Source organism: Hydrogenophaga sp. (assembly GCF_051858985.1).
In the GTDB taxonomy this organism is placed as follows: domain Bacteria; phylum Pseudomonadota; class Gammaproteobacteria; order Burkholderiales; family Burkholderiaceae_C; genus Hydrogenophaga.
In genome coordinates, this window is the sequence record NZ_JBHYGM010000001.1 from 69,751 (window position 1) to 85,416 (window position 15,666).

Annotated in this window: 15 protein-coding genes; 10 read left to right on the plus strand and 5 right to left on the minus strand. The window is 66.7% G+C overall.

The features are described from left to right. The first annotated feature begins 24 nt into the window (after positions 1–24). A complete protein-coding gene (gene tsaE, locus ACTIEY_RS00360) occupies positions 25–573 on the plus strand; it encodes a tRNA (adenosine(37)-N6)-threonylcarbamoyltransferase complex ATPase subunit type 1 TsaE (RefSeq protein WP_439518244.1) in 549 nt (182 codons plus the stop codon). Continuing rightward, on the plus strand, positions 570–2,015 hold the full coding sequence (locus ACTIEY_RS00365) for an N-acetylmuramoyl-L-alanine amidase (RefSeq protein WP_439517161.1): 1,446 nt from the start codon (positions 570–572) through the stop codon (positions 2,013–2,015). The genes tsaE and ACTIEY_RS00365 overlap by 4 nt, the downstream gene beginning before the upstream one ends. A gap of 10 nt (positions 2,016–2,025) precedes the next feature. On the opposite strand, the gene ACTIEY_RS00370 is transcribed toward ACTIEY_RS00365, so the two are convergent. The 4 genes from ACTIEY_RS00370 to ACTIEY_RS00385 are packed head-to-tail and all read right to left on the minus strand — an operon-like array spanning position 2,026 to position 5,130. Then, positions 2,026–2,352: a non-heme iron oxygenase ferredoxin subunit gene (locus ACTIEY_RS00370; protein WP_439517162.1), complete on the minus strand. Its 327-nt coding sequence runs from the start codon at positions 2,350–2,352 to the stop codon at positions 2,026–2,028. A 16-nt stretch (positions 2,353–2,368) separates the two neighbouring features. After that, a complete protein-coding gene (locus tag ACTIEY_RS00375; protein ID WP_439517163.1) occupies positions 2,369–2,857 on the minus strand; it encodes an aromatic-ring-hydroxylating dioxygenase subunit beta in 489 nt (162 codons plus the stop codon). Beyond that, complete coding sequence (locus ACTIEY_RS00380) at positions 2,854–4,122, minus strand: aromatic ring-hydroxylating dioxygenase subunit alpha (RefSeq protein ID WP_439517164.1); 1,269 nt, start codon at positions 4,120–4,122, stop codon at positions 2,854–2,856. Before ACTIEY_RS00380 ends, ACTIEY_RS00375 begins: the two co-directional genes overlap by 4 nt. A 21-nt stretch (positions 4,123–4,143) precedes the next feature. After that, positions 4,144–5,130, minus strand: coding sequence for a 2Fe-2S iron-sulfur cluster-binding protein (locus ACTIEY_RS00385; protein ID WP_439517165.1), 987 nt, complete (start codon positions 5,128–5,130; stop codon positions 4,144–4,146). Between the two features lie 72 nt (positions 5,131–5,202). On the opposite strand from ACTIEY_RS00385, the gene ACTIEY_RS00390 reads away from it, so the two are divergent. Beyond that, positions 5,203–6,117 (plus strand): LysR family transcriptional regulator, encoded by a 915-nt coding sequence (locus ACTIEY_RS00390; RefSeq protein WP_439518245.1) that lies wholly within the window; start codon positions 5,203–5,205, stop codon positions 6,115–6,117. Between the two features lie 2 nt (positions 6,118–6,119). Here ACTIEY_RS00390 and ACTIEY_RS00395 read toward each other — a convergent pair whose 3' ends face one another. After that, entirely contained in the window at positions 6,120–6,776 is a 657-nt protein-coding gene (locus ACTIEY_RS00395) for a DedA family protein (protein ID WP_439517166.1), read from the minus strand. Between the two features lie 35 nt (positions 6,777–6,811). Between ACTIEY_RS00395 and mutL the strand changes: the two genes are divergently transcribed. From mutL to zwf, 7 genes are all read left to right on the plus strand, one after another. Continuing rightward, a complete protein-coding gene (gene mutL, locus ACTIEY_RS00400; protein WP_439517167.1) occupies positions 6,812–8,755 on the plus strand; it encodes a DNA mismatch repair endonuclease MutL in 1,944 nt (647 codons plus the stop codon). 84 nt (positions 8,756–8,839) lie between these two features. Next, positions 8,840–10,183 carry an NADP-specific glutamate dehydrogenase gene (gdhA, locus tag ACTIEY_RS00405; protein ID WP_439517168.1) on the plus strand — a complete coding sequence of 448 codons (1,344 nt, stop codon included), beginning with the start codon at positions 8,840–8,842 and terminating at the stop codon, positions 10,181–10,183. A gap of 101 nt (positions 10,184–10,284) precedes the next feature. Beyond that, positions 10,285–11,166 carry an alpha/beta hydrolase gene (locus ACTIEY_RS00410; protein WP_439517169.1) on the plus strand — a complete coding sequence of 294 codons (882 nt, stop codon included), beginning with the start codon at positions 10,285–10,287 and terminating at the stop codon, positions 11,164–11,166. A gap of 46 nt (positions 11,167–11,212) precedes the next feature. Continuing rightward, on the plus strand, positions 11,213–12,463 hold the full coding sequence (locus tag ACTIEY_RS00415; RefSeq protein ID WP_439517170.1) for a multidrug effflux MFS transporter: 1,251 nt from the start codon (positions 11,213–11,215) through the stop codon (positions 12,461–12,463). Further along, entirely contained in the window at positions 12,460–13,431 is a 972-nt protein-coding gene (gene miaA / locus ACTIEY_RS00420; RefSeq protein WP_439517171.1) for a tRNA (adenosine(37)-N6)-dimethylallyltransferase MiaA, read from the plus strand. Before ACTIEY_RS00415 ends, miaA begins: the two co-directional genes overlap by 4 nt. After that, positions 13,428–14,084: an ABC transporter ATP-binding protein gene (locus ACTIEY_RS00425; protein WP_439517172.1), complete on the plus strand. Its 657-nt coding sequence runs from the start codon at positions 13,428–13,430 to the stop codon at positions 14,082–14,084. Before miaA ends, ACTIEY_RS00425 begins: the two co-directional genes overlap by 4 nt. 102 nt (positions 14,085–14,186) lie before the next feature. After that, the gene (gene zwf, locus ACTIEY_RS00430; RefSeq protein WP_439517173.1) at positions 14,187–15,665 is read left to right on the plus strand and encodes a glucose-6-phosphate dehydrogenase; all 1,479 of its coding nucleotides are present in this window, start codon (positions 14,187–14,189) and stop codon (positions 15,663–15,665) included. Position 15,666 lies beyond the last annotated feature (1 nt).

Consider the following 15,666-nt stretch of genomic DNA (forward strand, 5'->3'; position numbering starts at 1 on the left):
AAGCCCATTGTAGGAACCGACCCGGTGCCTGCGGGTTCGGTGTCCCCAAATGCCCGTTGGCAGGGGCGCTGGGAGACCGAAGAAGACACACAGAGCTTCGCCCGCCAGCTCGCCATGTCCCCCGCCATCGCCCACGCCACCATTGCCCTGGACGGCGACCTCGGCGCGGGCAAGACCACGCTGGTGCGCCACCTGCTGCGCGCACTCGGCGTGCGCGGCCGCATCAAGAGCCCGACCTACGCCGTGGTGGAACCTCACACGGCCATCGATTGCGCCGTGATGCCCGCGGGCGAACCGCTGCAGGTCTGGCACTTCGACTTCTACCGCTTCAGCGATCCGCGCGAGTGGGAAGATGCCGGCTTTCGCGAACTTTTCGCCAGCCCCGGCCTCAAGCTGGTGGAGTGGCCCGAACGCGCTGGCGACTTTCTACCTCTGGTCGATCTGCGCATTCACATCCAACCCGACGAGATGACACCACAAGACCACATCGACCTCGACCAGGACACCCACCGTCGCGTCAACATCATGGCCATGACACCCACCGGCCGCCTGCTGCTGGAGGCCCTGCAATGACTGTCTCGCGGCGCCAGCTCCTGCGGACCGGCTCGCTCGTGTTGCTGCTCGGCGCGCAGCAGATTGCACGCGGTGCCAGCGTGCTGGCGGTGCGCATCTGGCCCGCCGAGGACTACACGCGGGTCACCATCGAGTCCGATGCGGTGCTGCAGGCGCGCCAGTTCTTCATCAACGAGCCACCCCGCCTGGCGGTGGACATTGAAGGCATCGACCTGCTGCCGGGCCTGAAGGAACTGGTGGGCAAGCTGAAATCGGACGATCCGAACATCGCCGGCATCCGCGTGGCCCAGAACGCGGCCAACGTGGTTCGCCTGGTCATCGATCTCAAGCAGCCGATCAAGCCGCAGGTTTTCAACCTCGAACCGGTGGCCGCCTACCAGCACCGGCTGGTGTTCGACCTGTATCCCGTCAATGCACCCGATCCGCTGGAGCAACTCATTGCCCAGCGCATGAAGGACCTGGACGAAGCCAGTGCGCGCGCGGCGCGGCTGCTGGGCCTGGAGACCGACAAGGTCACGCGGCCCGCCACGCCCGAGAACGACCCACTGGGCGCCTTGATCGCGAAACGTGAGTTGCCGCCGGGTGTCACAGGCCCCGTGGCGCCTGGCAACGCGCCCGCTCAGCCCCCGGCCACGGCCGACGACACGGCAGTGGCCGGCGCCACGCCACGCCAGGGAAGCGCGGCCAGACAGCCACCGGCAGGCAAGGGCAAGACCGAGCGCCTGATCATCGTGGCGCTGGACCCCGGACATGGCGGCGAAGACCCGGGTGCCATCGGACCGGGAGGCACGCACGAGAAGAAGGTGGTGCTGCAGATTGCGCAGAAGCTGCGGGACCGCATCAACGACACCCGCGTGAACGGCAACCCCATGCGCGCCTACATGACGCGCGACCGGGACTTCTTCGTTCCCCTGCAGGTGCGGGTGCAAAAGGCGCAGAAGGTCCAGGCCGATCTCTTCATCAGCCTGCATGCCGACGCGTTCCTCACGCCCCGGCCGCAGGGCGCCAGCGTCTATGCGCTGAGCACCAAGGGTGCCAGCAGCGCCGCTGCCCGCTGGATGGCCGACAAGGAAAACGCGGCCGACCTGGTGGGCGGCCTCAACGTGAAGTCGGGTTCAGACGCGCACCTTCGCCGCGCCTTGCTGGACATGAGCACCACCGCGCAGATCAACGACAGCCTGAAGCTCGGCAGTGCCATGCTGGGTCATGTCAAGCAGATCGGCAAGCTGCACAAGCCGCGCGTGGAGCAGGCCAACTTTGCCGTTCTGCGAGCGCCGGACATCCCCAGCGTCTTGGTGGAAACGGCCTTCATCAGCAACCCCGATGAAGAGAAGCGGTTGAACGATCCGAAGTACCAGAACGACCTCGCCGATGCCTTGCTGCGCGGCATCGTCGCCTACTTCTCCAGGAATCCGCCGCTGGCGAGAACGCGGCAGATCTGATCACCCGGCCTCAGCCCGTCAGGTCCAGCATCACGCGGCCGCCTTCGATGCGCACCGGATAGCAGCGCAGGGCTTCGGTCACCGGCGCGCAAGTGGGGCTTCCATTGCGCACGTCGAATTTCCCCTGGTGCAGCGGGCATTCGATCTCGTGCCCTTCCAGGAATCCGTCGCAGAGCCGCGCATGGCCGTGGGTGCAGGTGTTGTCGGTGGCGAACACGTCCCCTTCCACCTTGTAGAGGGCGATGTCGCGCCCCCCGATCTGAAGGCCGATGACGTCGTCATCGGGCAGGTCGTCGAGCGAGGCCGCATCGGTCCAGGCATCGGGGTTCGAACTCATGGGTGCACCTCGCGCGTCAGATGGGGTAGATGATGGAGTTCGGGATCATTTCGCTGTCGTACACGCACAGGCGGGAGGCGAACTTGAGACCTTGCGGTGTGCGAACGATGACGTCGATGTAGCGCCCCACATTGAACACCGTGCTCTCCTTCGAGAGCTTGGTCCGGAACACAGCGTAGTTGGCTTCCGTCTCAAAGCGGTCAACCTCGGCCTTGTGGACCAACGGCGCACCCACCACGTGGCGCTGGTAATACGGGTCGTGGAACAGCGTTTCCTTGATGCCGTAGGCGCGGTCCTTGAGCATGCCCTTGCTCTCGAAGGACAGGGTGGCCAGCGGAAAGCCGCGCTCGTGGTTCTCTCGCGGGATCAGCTTGTAGATGCCCTCGTCGATAAAGAACTCGGGCCACAGGTCCCAGTCGCCCGAGTCCACGGCCTGTGCGTAGTCGGCGTAGAGGCGCGTGATCGCCAGATGGTCTTCGAAACGGATGTCGGGTGTTGGGCTCATGCCTTGTCCTCCATGACTTCGCGCCAGTATTGGTACATGCCGCGGATCAGCGTCTCGGTGACCATGTGGTCGGTGTCGCCCACCTCGCGGCCGCCGAGTTCGGCAAGCGTGCGGTGGTGCGGCTTCTGCTCGAAGCCCTGCTGCGAAAACTCGATCACCTCGCCGTCGTCGGCCGACACGAAGCCGGCCGGGCCAAACAGGTTGGCCTGTCGCAGGCGGCGCTGCGTCATCTCCGGCGTGTCGTCCTCAAAACCGAAGTGCGTCCAGACGAAATCGAATGCGCCGTGGCCGTCGGGCTGGATGTGCCGCGTGGACACGCTGTTGACCTGCTGCTGAAGGATCACGCTGGGAAACAGAGTGGTCATGACCGCCGTGGGGCCACCCCACCAGTCCTCGGGCACGATGTCCAGGAACCGCGGGTCGTGCAGCTGCATGCTCTCCTTGAAACTGGACACCTGCGTCACCTGGTCGGCCTTGCCCGACTGGCCGCGCGTCGAAATCATGGCGGCATGGCGGTGGTGTGCGTCCATCTTCAGTTCGCTCTTGTTGTCGGCGCGCCAGAGGCCGAAGGTGACGAACCAGGTGTGCAGCAGGCCCGGGTGGTAAGGGTCCTTGATGTTCTCCTGCATGAGCTTCCAGTTGCCGGGGATGCGCTGGCGGTTGTAGCCCAGGATGGTGAGCTTGCGGCCGTTGAAGAGGCGGTCGAAGTAACCGAGGATGACCGGGCCAAGGAAGTCCTCGAGCGATTCCACACCGTGGTCGAAGCTGGCGAACACCACGCCACCGCGCGTGGCCACCTTGAGCTGGTTGAGACCGTGGTCGGTGGTCTTGAAATCGGCCGGCATGCCGCCGTTGACCTTGCCGTCCTGCTTCACGCCCCGGCGGAACGGCACGCCCTGCAGATCGCCTTTCAGGGTGTAGCTCCACTGGTGGTACGGACAGACGAACTCTTTTCGGTTGCCGTGGCGTTCCCGGCAGAACTGCATGCCCCGGTGCGCACACACGTTCTCCACCACCCGGATCTCGCCTTCGGCATCGCGCACCAGGATCACCGAACGCTCACCGATCACGGTGCGCTTGAAATCCCCGTTGTTGGGGACCTCCGCTTCCAGGCCCACATAGTTCCAGTGACGGGTGTAGAAGAAGCGTTCGAGCTCCTTCCTGTGCTGCGCCGGGTCGGTGTAGGCCATGAAGGGAATGCGGCTCGTGCCGTCGGATTCCCAGCGGATGCGATCGGGAAATGTCCCGTCGGTGGTGGTGCTCATGCGGTCTCCTTGTTGTGGTGATCAGGTGCTGCTGGCGTAGAAAGCGTCGGCGTGGATGTGGTCGGGCTGCACGCCCATCTGGCGGATGAGGATCGAGGTGGCCTCCACCATCGGCGGCGCGCCACACAGGTAGGCGCGAAAGCCGTGAAGCTTTGGCCAGTCGTGGCGGATGGCATCGGTCACGAGGCCGGTGCGGCAGCCCGGCGCGCGCCCGGACGCCACCACGGTGTGCACGTTCAGGTCAGGATGGCGCTTCTGCAGATCGGCCAGCCCTTCGTGCCCGTAGATGTCGCGCTCGGAACGCACGCCGACATACAGGTGCACCGGGTTGCGCAACCGCGCGTCCAGTGCCCCGCGAAGGATGGAGAGGATGGGCGCCAGTCCCGTGCCGCCAGCCACGCAGAGCATCGGCCCCGCGTGCTTCTGGCGCAGATAGGCCGAGCCCAGCGGCCCGCTCACACGGACCGCGTCGCCCACCTTCAGCGATTCCGCGATGTACCCGGTGACGCGGCCCTGCGGCACCAGCCGCACGTGGAACTCCAGCTCGCCATCGGTGCACAGGCCCGCCATCGAATAGGGCCGGATGTGCTCGGGCGTGAACTGGAGCTGGGCGTACTGTCCGGGCGAGAACTCGATCGGCTTGGCCGGCTTCAGGCGCAGGCGCCTGATGTCGTGCGTGACGTCTTCGATGGCCAGCACGGTGGCCTTGACGATGCGAGCGGTGTGCACCACCACCTCGTCCGGCTCGGGAATCTCCAGGGTGCAGGGCTCGGTCACGAAGGTCTGGCAGGCCAGCACGAGGTTCGGGTCGTCCCCGGCCTGCGCGTGCCGGACTTCGCGCCCGGATTCCAGCACGTGGCCCGAAACCACCTTGCACCGGCAGGTGCCGCAGCGCCCCGCCATGCAGCTGTACGACACCGGAATACCGTTTGCGCGCAGGGCCTCGAGCAGATTCGTGCCTGCGTTGACATGGAGCGTGCGGTCGATGGGCCGGATGTGGATGTCCATCGGGCGATGATCCGTGGCTCGGTGAAATCAGTCAACGCAATGGCATGAATGGTCGATATCATCCAGATCAATATGGAACTCGAAGACATCGACCTCAACCTGCTGGTGGTTTTCAACCAGCTGCTCACCGAACGAAGCGTCTCGCGGGTGGCCGAGAACCTGGGCTTGGGGCAGCCGGCGGTGAGCAATTCCCTGGCGCGTCTGCGCAAGCTGTTCGACGACGAGCTCTTCCTGCGCACCGCGCAGGGCATGCAGCCCACGCCGTTCGCGGAGCACCTGGCCGAATCCATCGGCTATGCGCTGGGCATGATCCACGGCGCGGTGAACGCGCGCACCTCGTTCGATCCCGCCACCAGCCAGCGCGGCTTCACCATCGGCATGACCGACATCGGCGAGATCTATTTCCTCCCACGGCTCATGCAGCGTGTGCAGGAACTGGCGCCCTCGGTGACGATCAGCACGGCGAGGCACACCAGCCTGAACTTGAAGGATGCGATGGAGGCGGGCCAGATCGACCTGGCCATCGGACTGCTGCCGCAGCTCAAGGCCGGCTTTTTTCAGCGACGCATGTTCGAACAGAAATACGTCTGCCTGTTCCGCCAGGGGCACAAGCTCGATCAGAAACGACTGCGCTCGGCCGACTTCTTTGCAGCCGACCACGTGGCCGTTGTTTCAGCCGGCACCGGCCACGGCCAGGTGGACGAGATTCTGGACAACCACACGCCGCAACGGCGCGTGAAGCTCAAGGTGCCGCACTTCGTGGCCATCGGCCACATCCTCCAGACCACCGACCTGATCGCCACGGTGCCCGAGCGCTTGGCCGAGCGCATGGTCGAGCCGTTTGCGTTGAGACACCTGCCGCACCCGGTCGATCTGCCGCGCATCGCCATCAACCAGTTCTGGCACGCGAAATACCACAAGGACCCCGCCAACCAGTGGCTGCGCAACCTGGTGTTCGACCTGCACGCCGACGGCGCGCCGGCCTGAGGTCACACCACCGGATTTTGCTTGGCTTCGCGGCTGGCCTTCCACCCACCATAGAGTGCAATCAGGCCTGGCACGAGGATCAGGGCCCAGATGATCACGCTCAGGTTTTCCTGCACCCACGGCAGGTTGCCGAACACGTACCCCGCCGTGGTCAGGCCCACCACCCAGATCAGCGCGCCGATCACGTTGTACGCCGTGAACTTGGTGCGCGTCATCTCGGCCACACCGGCCACGAAGGGCGCGAAGGTGCGGATGAAGGGCATGAAACGGGCGAGGATGATGGTGATGCCGCCGTAGCGCTCGTAGAAGGCGTGCGCCTGGTTGAACGCGTTGCGGTTGAACAGGCGCGAGTTTTCCCACTGGAACACCTTGGGTCCGAAGTAGCGGCCAATGGAGTAGTTCGTCTGGTCGCCCAGGATCGCGGCGATCACCAGCAGAACCATCACCAGCGGAAGGCTCATGAGGCCGGCACCGCAGAGTGCCCCCACCACGAACAGCAGCGAGTCGCCCGGCAGGAACGGCATGACCACCACGCCGGTCTCGGTGAAGATGATGAGGAAGAGCAGTGCGTACACCCAGGCGCCGTAGTTCTGCACGAAAGTCTGCAGGTGCTGGTCCACGTTGAGGATGAAGTCGATGAGGAAGGCGATGATGTCCATGGAGCGGCATTATCCCCGCCACCTACAATTTGCCCGTGACCACCCTGCCCTCCCTCGCCCGGGCGCCCCGGCGCCCCATCCGCGAACTTCCCGATGAACTCGTCAGCCAGATCGCCGCTGGCGAGGTGGTGGAACGGCCGGCCTCGGTGGTGCGCGAACTGCTGGACAACGCGCTGGACGCGGGCGCCACGCAGATCACAGTGCGCCTGCAGGCCGGCGGGGTGCGGCTGATCAGCGTTGAAGACAACGGTGGCGGCATCCTGCGCAGCGAACTCCCTCACGCGCTCAAGCGCCACGCCACCAGCAAGATCGCCAGCCTGGCCGATCTCGAGTCCGTGGGCACGATGGGTTTTCGCGGCGAGGCGCTGGCCGCCATCTGCTCGATTGCGGAAGTGTCGCTTTTGACCCGCGTGGACACCGACGACGAAGCCCACGGCTGGCTGCTCGATGGGCGCAGCGGCGAGCTACGCCCCACCGCCCGCGCACCGGGCACCACGGTGGAAGTGCGCGAGCTCTTCTTCGCCACGCCGGCGCGGCGCAAGTTCCTCAAGACCGACGCCACCGAACTCGCCCACTGCATCGAAGCCGTGCGCCGCCACGCGCTGGCGCGACCCGACGTGGGCTTTGCCATCTGGCACGAGGGCAAGCCAGTGTCGCAATGGCGCGCCGTGGCCGGCGGCGGCATCGATGCGCTGCGCCAGCGCCTGGCCGATGTGCTGGGCGAGGAATTCGTGGAGCAGGCGGTGGCAGTGCACTGGCCGGTGGACGCGCCCGATGACGACCTGCAGCGCCTGCGCGTGTGGGGCTTCGCCGGCGTGCCGGACGCTGCAAGGTCGCGCGCCGACTGGCAATTTGCCTATGTGAATGGCCGCTACGTGCGCGACAAGGTCATCATGCACGCCGCGCGCAGCGCCTACGAAGACGTGCTGCACGGCCACCGCCAGCCGGTCTATGCGCTGTACGCGTCGCTGGACCCGGCGCGCGTGGACGTGAACGTGCACCCCACCAAGATCGAGGTGCGTTTCCGTGACAGCCGCGAGGTGCACCACGCCGTGCGGCAGGCGGTGGAGGGCGCGCTGGCGGTGCCGCGATCGGGGTCGGCTGCGGAGCCGACGGCCATCGCGCCCGCGCCGGTGTGGACACCACCCGCGCAGCAGACCGGGCTGGCGTTTGCACCGCGCGAGCCAGAGGTGGGATACAGGGTGAGCGATGTGGGGGCTTTGTGGGGTAACGGGTCTGGATGGGCTTCGACTGGCTCAGCCCGAACGGTGGTGGGTGGAGCCGACACGAACACATCCGTTCGGGCTGAGTTCAATCCCCTTCGAGCTGAGTTCAATCCCGTTCGGGCTGAGCCTGTCGAAGCCCCTGCCCACCTTCCGCCCCTGCCCCAAGGCGACTGGCCCCTGGGCCGCGCCATAGCCCAATTGCAGGGCGTCTACATCCTCGCCGAGAACGCCCAGGGACTGGTGGTGGTCGACATGCACGCGGCGCACGAACGCATCGTCTACGAGCGCCTCAAGCAGCAACTGGACGACCAGCGGGTGGCCAGCCAGCCGTTGCTGATCCCGGCCACGTTTGCCGCCACGCCCGAAGAGGTCGCCACCGCCGAGAGCTGCGCGGACGTGCTGGGGACGCTGGGGCTGGAGGTGAATCCGCTCTCGCCCAGAACGCTCGCCGTGCGCGCCGTGCCCACCACCCTGGCGCAGGGCGACCCGGTGGACCTTGCGCGCAGTGTGCTGGCCGAACTGGCTCAGCACGATGCCAGCACGGTGGTGCTGCGCGCCCGCAACGAGCTGCTGGCCACCATGGCCTGCCATGGCGCCGTGCGGGCCAACCGGCGCCTCACGCTGGACGAAATGAATGGCCTGTTGCGGCAGATGGAAGTGACTGAGCGGTCGGACCAGTGCAACCACGGCCGACCCACCTGGCGGCAGGTGGGCATGAAGGAACTGGACGCGCTGTTCCTGCGCGGGCGCTGAGACACAGGCACCAGTCGAGGGCGTTTTGCGACGCGGAATGCGCGTTCCGCATAATCTCATGCACCAATTTGAAGCATGAGATCCATGAAATACCCTTCGGCCCACGCATTCCTCGAGCAAGTCGCGCACCGCAATCCCCACCAACCCGAATTCCTCCAGGCCGTCACCGAGGTGATGGAAAGCCTCTGGCCGTTCATCGGCACTCACCCGCGATACGCAGAGCAGGGCCTGCTTGATCGACTGGTCGAGCCCGAACGCGTGGTGATGTTCCGCATCTCCTGGGTGAACGACCACGGCGATGTGCAGGTGAACCGCGGCTACCGCATCCAGCACAGCTCGGCCATCGGCCCGTTCAAGGGTGGCATGCGCTTTCATCCCTCGGTGAACCTGTCCATCCTGAAGTTCCTCGCGTTCGAGCAGACCTTCAAGAACGCGCTGACCACCCTGCCCATGGGCGGAGGCAAAGGCGGGTCGGACTTCGACCCCAAGGGCAAGAGCGCGGGCGAGGTGATGCGCTTTTGCCAGGCGCTGATGAGCGAACTGTTTCGCCACGTGGGTTCGGACACCGACATTCCGGCGGGCGACATCGGCGTGGGCGCGCGCGAGGTCGGCTATATGGCCGGCATGATGAAGAAGCTGAGCAACCGCGCAGACAGCGTCTTCACCGGCAAGGGGCTGAGCTTTGGCGGTTCGCTGGTGCGGCCGGAGGCCACGGGCTACGGCACGGTGTACTTCGCCGAGGAAATGCTCAAGACCAAAGGCAGGTCGCTCGACGGCCTGCGCGTGAGCGTGTCCGGCTCGGGCAACGTGGCGCAGTACGCGGTGGAAAAGGCCATGGCCATGGGCGCGAAGGTGGTCACGGTGTCCGACTCCAGCGGCACCGTGATCGACGAGGACGGCTTCACCCCGGCCAAGCTGGCCGAGTTGATGGAAGTGAAGAACCACCTGTACGGGCGCGTGAGCGACTACGCCGAGCGCACGAAGACCCGCTTTGAAGCGGGCATCAATCCTTGGGGCGTGCCGGTGGACGTGGCCCTGCCCTGTGCGACGCAGAATGAGATCGCGGTGAGCGACGCGAACACGCTGGTGAAGAACGGCGTGTGCTGCGTGGCCGAAGGCGCCAACATGCCCACCACGCTCGAAGCGGTGGACGTGCTGGAGGCGGCCGGCGTGCTCTATGCACCTGGCAAGGCCAGCAACGCTGGCGGCGTGGCCACTTCCGGCCTGGAGATGAGCCAGAACGCCATGCGCCTGTCGTGGCCGCGCGAGGAAGTCGATGCGCGGTTGCACACCATCATGGTCGGCATCCATCAGGCCTGTCTGCAGCACGGCAAGCGCAAGGACGGCACGGTGAGCTACGTGGACGGCGCGAACATCGCGGGCTTCGTGAAGGTCGCCGATGCGATGCTCGCCCAGGGCGTGATCTAGGCCACACAAGCCCGATCTGGCGGTGGATCGCCGTGGCATGGAACGTGCACGATGGTGAAAACACCTGAACTTTTCACCGTTCACGGGCATCCATCACCGCCATGAAGCGACTCTTCGTCACCTTGTTTGCCGCCCTCGCCCTGATGGCCGGGTGCGCCACGCTCGACGAGAAGCAGCGCACCTGGATCTTCCAGCCGTCGGACCGGAGCTGGGCGGGCGGGGTGAGCGCAGCGCAGGGCATGGACGACGTGTGGATCGAGTTCCCGTCGCAGGTCACGGGCAAGCCGGTGAAGCTGCACGGTTTGTGGGCCCAGCACGAGAACTTCGCGGCACGCCCGGATGCGCCCATCCTGCTGTACCTCCATGGTGCGCGGTTCAACGTGACAGGCTCGGCCTTTCGGGCACGTCGCATGGAAGAACTCGGTTTCTCGGTGCTGGCCATCGACTACCGGGGCTTCGGCAAGAGCAGCAGCGACCTGCCCTCGGAAACCATGGCCTACGAAGATGCGCGCGCGGCTTGGAACTGGCTGGAACAGAAGTACCCGGGGCGACCTCGCTACATCTTCGGTCATTCTCTGGGAGGCGCCATCGCCATCGAGCTGGCGGCACAGGTGGATGACGAAGCCGGCACGGTGGTCGAGGGCACGTTCACCTCCATCCCCGATGTGGTGAGCACCTTCAAGTGGGGCTGGCTGCCGGTCTCGCTGCTCATCACCCAGCGCTTCGAAGCCGTCAAGCGCGTGCCCGACATCGGCTCGCCGCTGCTGGTGGTGCACGGCGGTGACGATCGCCTGATCCAGCCTGAACTGGGCCGCAAGCTGTTCGAGGCCGCCAAGGGCCGCAAGTCGTTCGTGCTGGTCGAAGGTGGGTCGCACCACAACACCAACTCGGTGGGTCAGGCGCAGTACCGTGCCGCGCTGGCCGACCTGTTCGGCCTGGGTGATGCCCTGCCGGAAACCGCCGTGAACGTGGTCCGCAACTAGCCCCGCAAGCCCGGTCTGGAAGGTGGCTTCTGCTACCCTCGACCGGATGCCCTCCCCGTCCGTTTCTCCCCGCATGTCGCCCGGCCTCATCGTGCTGGTGCTCGCCATGCTGCTGGGCCTGCAGCCTGTCACCACCGACCTGTACCTCCCCGCCCTGCCCTCGATCACGCAGGGCTTCGGCGCGCCGATGTCCCAGGCCCAGCTCACGCTCACTGCCTTGCTGCTCGCCTTCGGCCTGTCGCAACTGGTGTGGGGTCCGTTGTCGGACCGGTTCGGCCGCCGCCCCATCCTCCTTCTGGGCATGGCGGCCTACGTGGCCGCCTCGATCGGCAGCGCGTTCTCGCCCACCATGGAACAGCTCATCGTCTGGCGTGCCGTACAGGGCGTGGCCATGGGCGCGGGCGTGATGTGCGCGCGCGCCATCGTGCGGGACCTCTACGCACCCGCCGACGGCGCACGGGTGATGTCCAAGGGGCTCACGGGTCTGGGCGTGATCGCCTGCGCCAGCGCGCCGGTGGGTGGCCTGCTCTCGGACCTGTTCGGATGGCGCATTTCACTGGTGGCCCTGGCCGTGTTCGGCGCCGGCACGCTGGCGGTGCTGGCGTGGCGCTTCGAGGAAACCCTGGCGCGCAAGAATCCGGACGCCCTGCATCCGGGCAAGCTGTTCAGCACCTGGTCGCACATCGCGCGCCATCCCACCTTCTGGGCCTTCGCGCTGCTCGCGACGGCGTCCTACGGCGGCCTGTTCACATTCCTCGCGGGCTCGTCCTTCGTGTTCATCCAGGTGCTGGGCCTGAGCAAGACGCAGTACGGCCTGGTGATGTTCAGCATGTCGCTGAGCTACATCCTGGGCACTTTCCTGTGCCGGCAGATGCTGCCCCGCCTGGGCATCCGCCGCACCGAGGCCATTGCCGGCGCCATGACGCTCACAGCGGGCACCAGCATGGGCCTGCTGGCCTGGGCCGGCGTGCAGAGTGCGTGGGCCATCATGCTGCCGTTCTACCTGTTCATGCTGGCCCACGGGGTGCACCAGCCCGTGAGCCAGACCGGCGCGGTGGGGCCGTTCCCCCAGGCGGCAGGCGCGGCTTCGGCGCTCAGTGGCTTCCTCATGATGTTGGCCGCGTTCTTCATGGGCGGCTGGCTGGGTCGCAGCCTCGCGGGCATCGCCGAAGGCACGGGCTCCGTGCTGCCGCTCACCAACGGCATCTGGTTCTGGAGCGTGGTGATTGCCGCCACCGCGTGGACGCTGGTACAGCGGCACGGCGATCCGAAGCCTCTGCCCGTTCGCATGGCATGAAGCCCGCCGCACCCCGTTGCATCGCCATCGCCGGCCCCACGGCCAGCGGCAAGAGCGCCGCGTCGCTCGCGGTGGCGCAGCGCTGGCCGGTGGAGATCGTGAGCGTGGACTCGGCGCTGGTGTTTCGCGGCATGGACATCGGCACCGCCAAGCCCACTGCCGATGAGCGCGCGCAGGCCCCTCACCACCTCATCGACATCCTCGACCCGCTGGAGAGCTACAGTGCGGCCGCATTCGTGCGCGACGCGACGGCGCTGGTCGATCAGATCGCGTCGCGCGGGCGCACCGCGCTGCTGGTGGGCGGCACCATGCTGTATTTCAAGGCGCTGCTGGCCGGCCTGGACACCATGCCGCCCGCCGACGCCGCCGTGCGCGAGGCCATCGACGCGCGCGCCCGACAGGCGGGCTGGCCGGCACTGCACGCCGAACTCGCTCGCGTGGACCCTGCCACCGCTGCACGCCTGCCTCCCACCGACTCGCAGCGCATCCAGCGCGCGCTGGAGGTGTTCGAGGTCTCGGGCCGACCCATCTCGTGTTTCCAGAGCGGGCGCACCCACGACCCGCAAAGCCCGCTGGCGCCAGACCACCTGATCTCGCTGGAGCCCACGGAGCGATCCTGGCTGCACGCGCGCATTGCACAGCGTTTCGAGGACATGCTCGCCCAGGGCTTCATGGATGAAGTTCGTCGCCTGCGGGGGCGTGGCGACCTCTCCACCGGGCTGCCCTCCATGCGTTGTGTGGGTTACCGCCAGGCCTGGGAACTGATGGATCAACATGGTGAGTCGCTGCCTCCTGCCCAGCAGACCGAGTTGCGCGAGCGGGGCATATTCGCCACGCGCCAGCTGGCCAAGCGCCAGCTCACCTGGCTGCGCTCCATGCCGCAGCGCAAGGTGATCGCGTGCGACGCGCCCGATGCACTGGCGCAGGTGCTGACCAGCGTGGCTCAACGCCTGGGAGAACCCGCGTGACCCTGGTCGTCGAGCGCCTGGGCAAGCGCTACGGCGATGTGGCCGTGTTCAGCGTTGTGAGCCTGCGGGTGGAGCCCGGTGAATTCGTGGCCATCGTCGGCGAGTCGGGCGTGGGCAAATCCAGCCTGCTCAATTGCCTGGCCGCGCTGGACGACTGGAGCGAAGGCAGCATCCACCACGCTGGCGTGGACCTGGGCACGCTGGGCGAGACCCAGCGCGCCCACTGGCGGCGCGAGCACCTGGGCTTCGTGTTCCAGGCCTTCCATGTGCTGCCGCACCTGGACGTGGCGCAGAACGTGGGGCTGCCGCTGCTGTTGCTGGGTCGGCCCGACGCGGCACGCGTGCGCGAAATGCTCGACGCCGTGGGCCTGGGGGATCTCGGCGCGCGCCTGCCGGCCGAACTCTCGGGAGGCCAGTTGCAGCGCGTGGCGATCGCGCGCGCCCTGGTGCACCGCCCCGGCCTGCTGCTGGCCGACGAGCCCACCGGCAACCTCGATCCCACCACGGCCTCTCAAGTGATGGACGTGCTGCAGCGACAGGCGCAAGACAGCGGCGCCGCGCTGGTGCTGGTGACGCATTCCGCCGCCGCCGCCGCGCGGGCACGGCGCGTGCTCCATCTCACCGCCGACGGCCTGACGCATTTCGCAGCCTGACTGGGCCTTCTGGCCACAAGCGGGTAAGGTGGAAGCCTGATGACGCGGCAATGTAACTTTGTCACATTAGAATTCACAAAATCAAGTAACTAAATTAGAAGCATGGTCACTTCAACTGCCCCGGCGACCTCCGCCACCGCCCCGCTCGACCTGGTCATCTTCGGCGGCGCCGGGGATCTGTCGGTGCGCAAGTTGCTGCCCGCGCTGTACATGGCGCACCTGCACCACAACCTGCCACCGGCCACCCGCATCCTGGTGCTGGGCAGGCAGCCCTGGGACCGTGCGGCCTTCACCGCCTTCGTCGACGAAAAGGTGCGCGGTTTCATCGACCCGGAAGCGCTCGACGCGCTGGCCTGGCCGGCTTTCGTGGAGCGACTGGCCTATGTGTGCGTCGACGCCACGGAGGCCGGCGATTTCGCGCGCCTGGGCGCGGCCCTGCAGGACGGCTCCGACCGCGTCTACTACCTGGCCACCGCCCCCACGCTGTTCACCGGCATCTGCGCCCACCTGGCGCAGGCAGGCCTGATCGACGCCCGCTCGCGCGTGGTGCTGGAGAAACCACTGGGCCACGACCTCGCCTCCGCGCGAGCCATCAACGACGAAGTCGGCCGGCATTTCAGCGAATCGCAGACCTTCCGCATCGATCACTACCTGGGCAAGGAAACGGTGCAGAACCTCATGGTGCTGCGCTTTGGCAACACCATCTTTGAACCGCTGTGGCGCAGCCCTTTCATCAAGAGCGTGCAGATCACCGTGGCCGAGTCGGTCGGCGTGGGCAGCCGCGCCGGCTTCTACGACGGCACCGGCGCGCTGCGCGACATGCTGCAGAACCACCTGCTGCAGCTGCTGTGCATCGTGGCCATGGAGCCCCCTGTGTCGCTGGACCCGGATGCGGTGCGGGACGAAAAGCTCAAGGTGCTTCGCTCGCTGCGGCCCATGACGGTGGCCGACGTTGCGCGTGACACCGTGCGCGGGCAGTACACCGCCGGCGCCTCCAACGGCGACAAGGCCGTGGCCTACCACCAGGAAGCCAACGTGCCGCCCGACAGCCAGACCGAAACCTTTGTCGCCCTGCGCGCGCACATCAACAACTGGCGCTGGGCCAACGTGCCGATCTTCCTGCGCACCGGCAAGCGCATGGCCGAGCGGCGCTCGGAGATCGTGATCGAGTTTGCCGACCTGCCCTACACCATCTTTCCGGACGCACCGCGCCAGCCGGTCAATCGACTGATGATCCGCCTGCAGCCGGAAGAACACGTGCAACTGCAGATGATGGCCAAGGAGCCAGGCAGCGGCATGCGCCTGCGCCCGGTGAGCCTGGACCTGGACCTGGAATCCGCCTTCAGCGCGCGCCGTGCCGAAGCCTACGAACGACTGCTGATGGACGTGACCAAGGGACGCCTGACGCACTTCATGCGGCGCGATGAACTCGAGGCCGCATGGAGCTGGGTGGAACCCATCCTGGACGGGTGGAAGAACCTGAACGAAAAGCCACGTCCCTACGCCGCCGGCAGCTGGGGCCCCGCGGCCTCGTCCGCCCTGATGGCGCGCGAAGGCTCGGCGTGGGCCGAAGAGGTATGAC

Excerpts from the sequence above, each read along its gene's own strand:
- ACTIEY_RS00365 (WP_439517161.1), top strand. The coding sequence starts at position 570 with ATGACTGTCTCGCGGCGCCAGCTCCTGCGGACCGGCTCGCTCGTGTTG.
- ACTIEY_RS00370 (WP_439517162.1), bottom strand. The coding sequence starts at position 2,352 with ATGAGTTCGAACCCCGATGCCTGGACCGATGCGGCCTCGCTCGACGAC.
- ACTIEY_RS00375 (WP_439517163.1), bottom strand. The coding sequence starts at position 2,857 with ATGAGCCCAACACCCGACATCCGTTTCGAAGACCATCTGGCGATCACG.
- ACTIEY_RS00380 (WP_439517164.1), bottom strand. The coding sequence starts at position 4,122 with ATGAGCACCACCACCGACGGGACATTTCCCGATCGCATCCGCTGGGAA.
- ACTIEY_RS00385 (WP_439517165.1), bottom strand. The coding sequence starts at position 5,130 with ATGGACATCCACATCCGGCCCATCGACCGCACGCTCCATGTCAACGCA.
- ACTIEY_RS00390 (WP_439518245.1), top strand. The coding sequence starts at position 5,203 with ATGGAACTCGAAGACATCGACCTCAACCTGCTGGTGGTTTTCAACCAG.
- ACTIEY_RS00395 (WP_439517166.1), bottom strand. The coding sequence starts at position 6,776 with ATGGACATCATCGCCTTCCTCATCGACTTCATCCTCAACGTGGACCAG.
- gdhA (WP_439517168.1), top strand. The coding sequence starts at position 8,840 with ATGAAATACCCTTCGGCCCACGCATTCCTCGAGCAAGTCGCGCACCGC.
- ACTIEY_RS00410 (WP_439517169.1), top strand. The coding sequence starts at position 10,285 with ATGAAGCGACTCTTCGTCACCTTGTTTGCCGCCCTCGCCCTGATGGCC.
- ACTIEY_RS00415 (WP_439517170.1), top strand. The coding sequence starts at position 11,213 with ATGCCCTCCCCGTCCGTTTCTCCCCGCATGTCGCCCGGCCTCATCGTG.
- miaA (WP_439517171.1), top strand. The coding sequence starts at position 12,460 with ATGAAGCCCGCCGCACCCCGTTGCATCGCCATCGCCGGCCCCACGGCC.
- zwf (WP_439517173.1), top strand. The coding sequence starts at position 14,187 with ATGGTCACTTCAACTGCCCCGGCGACCTCCGCCACCGCCCCGCTCGAC.